10 protein-coding genes are annotated in these 7,985 nt (G+C 46.9%); 5 read left to right on the top strand and 5 right to left on the bottom strand.

Annotation, left to right across the window (positions count from 1 at the left end):
* The 3 genes from ACRC27_RS04965 to ACRC27_RS04955 form a co-directional block, all read right to left on the bottom strand.
* A partial coding sequence (locus ACRC27_RS04965) for a DUF494 family protein (RefSeq protein ID WP_438639324.1) occupies positions 1 to 235 on the bottom strand: 235 nt, incomplete at its 3' end.
* Complete coding sequence (gene dprA, locus ACRC27_RS04960) at positions 228 to 1,334, bottom strand: DNA-processing protein DprA (protein WP_438639325.1); 1,107 nt, start codon at positions 1,332 to 1,334, stop codon at positions 228 to 230. The genes dprA and ACRC27_RS04965, both read right to left, overlap by 8 nt.
* Positions 1,318 to 2,385, bottom strand: coding sequence for a LysM peptidoglycan-binding domain-containing protein (locus ACRC27_RS04955; protein ID WP_438630935.1), 1,068 nt, complete (start codon positions 2,383 to 2,385; stop codon positions 1,318 to 1,320). Before ACRC27_RS04955 ends, dprA begins: the two co-directional genes overlap by 17 nt.
* Before the next feature lie 98 nt (positions 2,386 to 2,483).
* On the opposite strand from ACRC27_RS04955, the gene def reads away from it, so the two are divergent.
* The 5 genes from def to mscL all read left to right on the top strand — a co-directional run bounded on the left by def (position 2,484) and on the right by mscL (position 7,265).
* Positions 2,484 to 2,996, top strand: a complete 513-nt coding sequence (gene def / locus ACRC27_RS04950) for a peptide deformylase (protein WP_438623201.1) — start codon at positions 2,484 to 2,486, stop codon at positions 2,994 to 2,996.
* A 12-nt stretch (positions 2,997 to 3,008) separates the two neighbouring features.
* A complete protein-coding gene (gene fmt, locus ACRC27_RS04945) occupies positions 3,009 to 3,956 on the top strand; it encodes a methionyl-tRNA formyltransferase (protein WP_438639323.1) in 948 nt (315 codons plus the stop codon).
* A gap of 63 nt (positions 3,957 to 4,019) precedes the next feature.
* Complete coding sequence (gene rsmB, locus ACRC27_RS04940) at positions 4,020 to 5,309, top strand: 16S rRNA (cytosine(967)-C(5))-methyltransferase RsmB (protein WP_438634312.1); 1,290 nt, start codon at positions 4,020 to 4,022, stop codon at positions 5,307 to 5,309.
* 24 nt (positions 5,310 to 5,333) lie between these two features.
* Entirely contained in the window at positions 5,334 to 6,710 is a 1,377-nt protein-coding gene (trkA, locus tag ACRC27_RS04935) for a Trk system potassium transporter TrkA (protein ID WP_438623198.1), read from the top strand.
* 141 nt (positions 6,711 to 6,851) lie between these two features.
* Complete coding sequence (gene mscL / locus ACRC27_RS04930) at positions 6,852 to 7,265, top strand: large-conductance mechanosensitive channel protein MscL (RefSeq protein ID WP_438623197.1); 414 nt, start codon at positions 6,852 to 6,854, stop codon at positions 7,263 to 7,265.
* Positions 7,266 to 7,398: 133 nt separating this feature from the next.
* Here the strand turns inward: mscL and rplQ are convergent, their stop codons facing one another.
* Together rplQ and ACRC27_RS04920 are read right to left on the bottom strand one after the other, a co-directional pair.
* Positions 7,399 to 7,785 (bottom strand): 50S ribosomal protein L17, encoded by a 387-nt coding sequence (gene rplQ, locus ACRC27_RS04925; protein WP_438623196.1) that lies wholly within the window; start codon positions 7,783 to 7,785, stop codon positions 7,399 to 7,401.
* Positions 7,786 to 7,825: 40 nt separating this feature from the next.
* The coding region (locus ACRC27_RS04920; RefSeq protein ID WP_272941371.1) for a DNA-directed RNA polymerase subunit alpha C-terminal domain-containing protein at positions 7,826 to 7,985 on the bottom strand (160 nt) is incomplete at its 5' end.

The raw sequence follows: 7,985 nt of genomic DNA, 5'->3' as shown, positions 1-7,985 counted from the left end.
TCTCTTCTTCTTGTGTATAAATGCGCACGGTATTAGGTGCAGGGGCCAGTAAATAAGGCTTGATATCACTTTCTTGCAGTTCAGCCAGTTTTTCCAACCAGATAAGTGCTTTATTTATATCATCCTGATGAAATCCCGCTCTTGAGAGCTCATCAGTTAAGATATCTTGATCAACGCGCATTTCTTGTTCGGTATGCACGTAGGTTTCAAATAAGTACATCAATACATCAAACATGGCCTGTCCTCCTAATTCGGACATAGCCGCCAGGTACTGCTGTGATCCAGCCCGTTAACTCAAGCTCCAGTAATTTTACCAAAACATCAGAAACAGACTGACCGGTACGTTCAGCGACAACATCTACAGGTGTAACTTCTTCCGTTACGGTAGCTAACACCTCAGCAAATGGCAATTGCTCAACCACGGGATCATCATTTAATTCTTGTTGCTGTTCATTTACCCAACAAATTAGGCTGCTCAGCTGCTCTAAAACATCACTGGGTGTTTCCACCAACCAAGCGCCTTGCTTGATGAGTTGGTGACACCCTTTACTCGCACCCTGCCCCACAGCCCCTGGCAGTGCAAAAACCTCACGCCCCTGCTCTAATGCATAACGTGCTGAAATCAGCGAACCACTCGACTCTGTTGCCTCAACCACCAATAACCCGACTGATAACCCACTGATAATACGATTACGCCGTGGAAAATATTCCGGCCTTGCGGCCTGCTGGGGGAAAAACTCAGAAATTACCGCGCCACCTTGTGCGCAAATGCGGGCCGCAAGAGAAGCATGCTGTGCAGGATAGAGCTTCTGTAAACCAGACCCAAGCACCGCAACGGTAGCGCCCTTTGCCTCCAACACCGCTTTGTGGCAAAACGCATCAATACCCAATGCTAATCCACTGGTCACCACAATACCGGCTCGAGCAAACTCGCTGGCAAAATAGCTGGCCCACTGTTGACCGTAAGCGGTGCAATGACGGCTTCCTACCATGGCCAATTGCGGACGCATTAATACATGTGGAGAACCCTGCACAAACAATGCCGGTGGTGGTGCTGAAATCTCTTTTAATAGTGAGGGATAAAGCGGTGAGTCAAATGTAACAATATGGCAGTCAGGAGCATCCGCCCAGTATTTACAACGTTCAGCAATCACTAAAGATTGCTGAAACCAGTGCTGAATTTGGCTATTACTCCACCCTATGTTCTGCCATGCCAGTGAGTCAAATAAAGGAAGATCATCAATGGAATACTGCGAAAGAAGCTGCTGAATACGTACCGGACCCATGCCCGGTACGCTGTATAGACGAAGCCAAGTATCAAGATGATTCGGCATAGCGAGGGCTAACAAGCTCAGCACCAACCCGTGTTGGTTCTTGTAATGACATAATCAGACCAAGGCTAAGCTTACCGGTGACTTGAAACACCACCAGTTGCCCGACAAACTCTCCCGGTAAACGCTCATCTTTACGATCAGCCCAGCGCTGACCAACACTTGCATCTTGTGCAAGTTTACGCCCTTCACGGGTTGAGACCGTTGCCAGACCGGGGTGCCGGATTAAAAATACATCCCCTGCTTTCACTCCTTGCTCAGTACCCGAATCTAGCACGACAATATCACGCGGCGTCATCCACTCACTTTGATTAGCGTTCTCCAACACGTTTGCTTGTGTCAGCGTTGCTGCTCGCAAAGCCATATTTGTTGAATAGGCTTCGGCGTCAGCTTCTGGCAACACAACATCTCCGGCAATAATCTCAAGCAGTGGATCACCTACCACGAGCGCGCCACTAACAACACCACTATCAACCGCTTCAATAGTGGCGACTCTCGACATTCTGACCCCGAGCAGTTTGTTATCCCTGTTTTTTACCGGTAACTGAGCACGGAATACCGCATAACGCTGCCCAGCAACCAACAGACCATCAACATACAGTGGTCGTCCTCCGGTAATACGGCGTTGACCATCATTATTACCAATGACTCGCGGAAGATCTGACAACGCTTTTTGGTCAATAATTTGCTGCTGATTCACATACGTTAGTAAGCGGCCTACATCGAGCACCGGCACCGGCGTTAAGCCTGAATACGCATTTTGCACACGAGGATCTTTAGTCAGCACCGGTTTACCATTTATCCAACGTAAAAACAGACGATCACCCGGATAGATCCAATGTGGATCAGCAATTTGCTGATTCGTTTGCCAAATTTCAGGCCAGCGCCACGGTTGAGTTAAAAACCGCCCTGCGATATCCCATAGCGTATCCCCCCGCTTGACAATATATTCAGAAGGATAATGATCTTTTAGCTGAGGAGCACTTATACTCAGCCACGGCAACAACAAAAATAGATATAGCCAGCGAAACTTCACGGCATTTAATCCTTCCATAAAATGGTTAACCACCAAATGCTGTCAATCAAGGGTTAAAATGTCTAGAATGAGACTGATTATCGGTTTAAAAATCAAGGTGCAGTTCCAAGACTCTTATGGCGATATTGCAAGTATTACATTTTCCCGACGAACGTCTGCGCACTAAAGCAGCGCCTGTCGTTGACGTGACCCCCGAAATTCAACGTATTGTTGATGATATGTTCGATACCATGTACGAAGAAGAGGGTATCGGGCTTGCTGCTACGCAGGTCAATATTCATCAACGTATTGTCGTGATTGATCTTTCAGAAGATCGTAATGAACGCCTTGTTCTGATCAACCCTGAATTAATCGAAAAATCCGGCGATACCGGTATCGAAGAGGGCTGCCTTTCCGTTCCCGGCTCACGCGCACTCGTTGCACGTGCCGAAAACGTGAAAATTCGAGCATTAAATTACGAAGGTCAGCCTTTCGAACTCGAAGCGGATGATCTGCTCGCAATCTGTATCCAGCATGAAATGGATCACCTCGAAGGCACTCTGTTTGTTGACTATTTATCCCCACTGAAACGTCAACGTATCCGCCAGAAAATCGAGAAGATGGATAAACAATCTCGTCGACAGTCTTAACGGAGCTACGTTTTGAGCCAATCACTACGGATCGTTTTTGCCGGTACACCTGACTTTGCTGCGCGCCATCTTGAGGCTTTACTCGCCTCACAGCATCAGATTGTCGGCGTGTATACTCAACCGGATCGCCCTGCTGGGCGCGGGAAAAAACTCACCGCAAGCCCAGTAAAAGTGCTGGCTCAGCAACATGCTATCCCAGTATTTCAACCGCCTACATTGCGTAAAGAAGAACACCAAACACCATTGGCTGCCTTAAATGCCGATATTTTAGTGGTTGTTGCCTATGGCTTAATTTTACCGCAAGCAGTGCTCAATATGCCGCGCTTAGGCTGTATCAACGTACATGGTTCTCTGCTTCCACGCTGGCGTGGTGCTGCACCAATCCAACGCGCTATCTGGGCCGGTGATACCCATACGGGGATCACCATTATGCAAATGGATATCGGCCTTGATACCGGTGATATGCTGCACAAAGTTTCTTGTGCGATAGAACCGACTGAAACCAGTGCCTCGCTCTACCAGAAATTAGCTGACATGGGGCCAGCAGCTTTACTCGATACACTGACGCAACTTGCTGACGGAACAGCACATCCTCAAGTACAAAATGAGGATGATGTGACCTATGCAGAAAAACTCTCTAAGGAAGAGGCCAAACTTGATTGGCAACAACCTGCAGAGTTTCTAGCGCGCTGCGTCAGAGCGTTTAATCCATGGCCTATGAGCTATTTTTCTGTTGCCGATCAAAATATCAAAGTCTGGAGCGTGGAAGCCATCAATACTTCCCACAATACGCAACCCGGAACCCTATTACAGGCCGATAAGCACGGTATTTATGTGGCTACCGGCTCCGGCATACTGAACCTGATCACACTGCAACCACCAGGGAAAAAACCTATGGCTATTCAGGATCTCCTGAACTCACGCCGTGAATGGTTCACCCCCGGAAATATCCTCGCCTAATTATCGATAGCCGGCATTGCCGGCTTTTTTTGATCACCGTTTAATGACTCTGACTGGGTTGCTATGAAAACAAATTTACGTGCGGCAGCGGCCGAAGTGATCCACCAAGTACTTGATCGCGGGCTTTCTCTTAGCAGTGTGTTACCAAAAGCACAGCAACAAATTGCTGAACGCGACCATGGTTTATTACAAGAACTCTGCTTTGGTACACTACGCGTCTTACCCCGACTAGAGAGCTGTTTAAAACAGTTAATGGATAAACCACTCACCGGAAAACAACGCGTTGTTCACCACCTCTTGTTAGTCGGGCTATATCAACAAATTTATACCCGAATTCCCCCTCATGCAGCCGTTGGCGAATGTGTAAATGCGGTTGTTAACCTAAAACGGCCAGCATTACGCGGATTAGTCAATGGCGTACTACGACGTTTTCAGCGTGAAAGCGATGATATTTTATGTATCAGCGATCAAAAAACCGCTGATAATTGCCTGCATCCACAGTGGTTTGTAAAACGTTTACGGGCAGCATATCCAGAACAATGGGCCAATATTTTACACAACAACAATCAAAAGCCCCCAATGTGGCTGCGTGTAAACCGTCAGCACAATACCCGAGATCAATACCTTGCTCTGTTACAACAACAAGAGATAGAAGCAACTGCACATCCGCTGCAAGGCGATGCAATTTGCCTAACCACGCCGAGCGCTGTCACTGCCCTGCCCGGTTTTGATCTTGGCTGGATCACCGTACAAGATGTTTCTGCTCAACACGCCGTAGATCTGCTTGCGCCGCAAAATCATGAACTGATCCTTGATGTTTGCGCTGCACCGGGCGGAAAAACTACCCACATACTGGAAGCGGCACCACAAGCACGAGTGGTTGCAGTTGATGTTGAACAAAATCGCCTCAATCGGGTACAAGAGAACCTGAATCGCCTTCAGCAACAAGCAACTTTAATTTGTGGAGATGGCAGAACGCCGCAAGCTTGGTGGCAAGGTGAACAGTTTGACCGGATCTTGCTTGATGCTCCTTGCTCAGCAACCGGTGTAATCCGCCGTCATCCCGATATCAAATGGCTGCGCCGTGATGATGATATTGCAACCTTGACCGCACTACAGCGTGAAATTCTTGATGCTAACTGGCAACAACTCAAACCTGGCGGTACTCTGATTTACGCAACCTGTTCAATATTGCCGGAAGAAAATGCACTGCAAATTGATGATTTTCTTCAACGTACACCTGATGCTCAGCGCATAGATCTGGATACCGAAACTGCCCCATACTGGCAACTTCTTCCCGACACGCTCAGTGGTGATGGCTTCTTCTATGCCAAACTGAAGAAAAGTATCTAACCGCAAAGACATGGAAAAAACTTCATGAAAATCATTATCCTCGGTGCAGGTCAAGTCGGCGGAACGCTGGCTGAGAACTTAGTCGGTGAAAATAACGACATCACCATTGTCGATAAAGATCCTGAACGTTTACGTCAACTGCAGGATAAATTCGATCTACGAGTCGTACTCGGCCACGGCGCGCACCCGCGCGTATTGCGTGAAGCGGGCGCACAAGACACAGACATGCTAGTTGCAGTCACTAACTCTGACGAAACCAACATGATTGCCTGTCAAGTCGCCTACTCTCTCTTCAATACTCCAAACCGTATTGCGCGGATCCGAGCGCCCGAATATATCAAAGAGCAAGGCCGCTTATTTAATAATGAAGCCGTCCCCATTGATTATTTAATCTCGCCAGAACAACTGGTTACCGACTATATTCGTAAACTGATTGAATACCCAGGCGCACTGCAAGTTGTTAATTTTGCAGAAGATAAAGTCAGCTTAGTTGCTGTTAAAGCCTATTATGGCGGTCCACTTGTCGGCAATGCACTCTCCGCCCTGCGTGAGCATATGCCACACATTGATACCCGAGTAGCCGCTATTTTCCGTCAAGATCACCCGATTCGTCCTCAAGGCACCACCATCATAGAAGCCGATGACGAAGTTTTCTTTGTTGCCGCCACACACCATATCCGCGCCGTGATGAGTGAATTACAACGGTTAGAAAAACCGTATAAACGTCTGATGATTGTCGGTGGTGGTAACATAGGCGCAGGGTTAGCAAAAAGCCTTGAACAAACCTACAGCATCAAATTGATCGAACGAAACCCTGAGCGAGCGGCAGAATTAGCCGAAATGCTACACGATACCATCGTTTTTTGTGGTGATGCCTCTGATCAAGAGCTTTTATCCGAAGAACACATCGAACAAATTGATGTCTTTATTGCCATAACCAATGATGATGAAGCCAATATCATGTCAGCCATGCTGGCAAAAAGATTAGGCGCAAAAAAAGCTATGGTACTTATCCAACGTACTGCTTACGTTGATTTGGTACAAGGTGGTGTCATTGATATTGCCATATCACCGCAACAAGCTACTATTTCAGCCCTACTTACCCACGTAAGAAAAGCTGATATTGTCAGCGTCTCCTCCTTACGTCGAGGTGCTGCAGAAGCCATTGAAGCCATTGCACATGGTGATGAAACCACCTCCAAAGTTGTCGGCCGTACTGTAGCTGAAATACGGCTACCACCAGGTACCACAATTGGTGCTATCGTGCGTGGTGAAGAGGTCTTTATCGCACACGATGACACTGCCATCGAGCAAGGTGATCATGTCATCATGTTCCTAACTGACAAAAAACACATTCCTGATGTTGAACGTCTGTTTCAGCCAAGCCCCTTCTTTTTGTAACAGACCATCCACCTTAAAAACTAAAAAAGCAGAGCTATCTCTGCTTTTTTATTACCCAGAATAACAAACAGCACTACAAAAAAGACACAATGCATCACATACTATCAATATCCATATTCACTTTACCTGATAGGAAATACTATGAGCTTTTTAAAAGAATTTCGTGAATTTGCCATGCGTGGCAACGTTGTTGACCTTGCCGTCGGTGTCATCATCGGTGCAGCATTTGGTAAAATAGTCTCATCCCTCGTCGCTGATATTATCATGCCACCACTTGGACTACTCATCGGTGGCATTGACTTTAAACAGTTCCACCTTGTTTTACGTGAAGCCGCCGATGGCGCGCCCGCTGTAATGCTTAATTACGGCATGTTTTTACAACAACTGTTTGATTTTACTATCGTCGCCTTTGCTATTTTTATTGCAATAAAAGCTCTTAACCGTTTAAAACGCAAAGAAGATGCACAAGAAGAGAAACCCACAGTAGTAGAGCCAAGCGCACAAGAAAAACTGCTCATTGAAATCAGAGATTTACTCAAACAACAGCAAAAATAAGAGATTAGAAATTAGAAAGGATAAAACAGTATTGAAAAAAGAAGTGTAGGATTGAAAACGAAAGAAAAAACAGCAAGACCAAACACAAGATATAAAAAAGCCGGGATAAACCCGGCTTTTTTATTAGGGGCGATTACTCAGCTGCTGCTTCTGCAACAGACTCAGCACGGTCAACCAGCTCGATGTAAGCCATCGGAGCTTTGTCACCCGCACGGAAACCGCACTTCAGGATACGAGTGTATCCGCCAGCACGATTTACAAAACGTGGGCCCAGTTCATTAAACAATTTTGCAACGATCTCGTTATCACGAGTACGTGCGAATGCCAGACGACGGTTAGCAACACTGTCAATCTTAGCTAGCGTGATCAGCGGCTCAACCACACGACGCAGCTCTTTTGCCTTAGGCAGGGTCGTCTTGATTACTTCATGACGAACCAGAGAGCTGGCCATGTTGCGGAACATAGCCTGACGATGGCTGCTGTTACGGTTCAGTTGACGACCACTCTTACGATGGCGCATGACCTTATCCTTCTCAGAAAAACCTTAACCTGTGATCTGGTTACTCGTCAGCAATACTTGCTGGAGGCCAGTTTTCCAGGCGCATACCCAGAGACAAACCACGAGATGCCAAAACGTCTTTGATTTCAGTCAGAGACTTCTTACCCAGGTTTGGAGTCTTCAATAGTTCAACTTCTGTACGCTGTACCAAATCACCGATG

The organism is Plesiomonas sp. (genome assembly GCF_051650925.1).
GTDB lineage: Bacteria > Pseudomonadota > Gammaproteobacteria > Enterobacterales > CAMTGL01 > Plesiomonas.
Note: the sequence above shows the minus strand (reverse complement) of the source record. Positions and strands in the feature narration are given on the sequence as shown.

What these genes read in the sequence shown, in the direction of transcription:
- dprA (WP_438639325.1), bottom strand. Translation starts at nt 1,334, where the DNA reads ATGCCGAATCATCTTGATACTTGGCTTCGTCTATACAGCGTACCGGGC.
- ACRC27_RS04955 (WP_438630935.1), bottom strand. Translation starts at nt 2,385, where the DNA reads ATGGAAGGATTAAATGCCGTGAAGTTTCGCTGGCTATATCTATTTTTG.
- def (WP_438623201.1), top strand. Translation starts at nt 2,484, where the DNA reads ATGGCGATATTGCAAGTATTACATTTTCCCGACGAACGTCTGCGCACT.
- rsmB (WP_438634312.1), top strand. Translation starts at nt 4,020, where the DNA reads ATGAAAACAAATTTACGTGCGGCAGCGGCCGAAGTGATCCACCAAGTA.
- trkA (WP_438623198.1), top strand. Translation starts at nt 5,334, where the DNA reads ATGAAAATCATTATCCTCGGTGCAGGTCAAGTCGGCGGAACGCTGGCT.
- mscL (WP_438623197.1), top strand. Translation starts at nt 6,852, where the DNA reads ATGAGCTTTTTAAAAGAATTTCGTGAATTTGCCATGCGTGGCAACGTT.
- rplQ (WP_438623196.1), bottom strand. Translation starts at nt 7,785, where the DNA reads ATGCGCCATCGTAAGAGTGGTCGTCAACTGAACCGTAACAGCAGCCAT.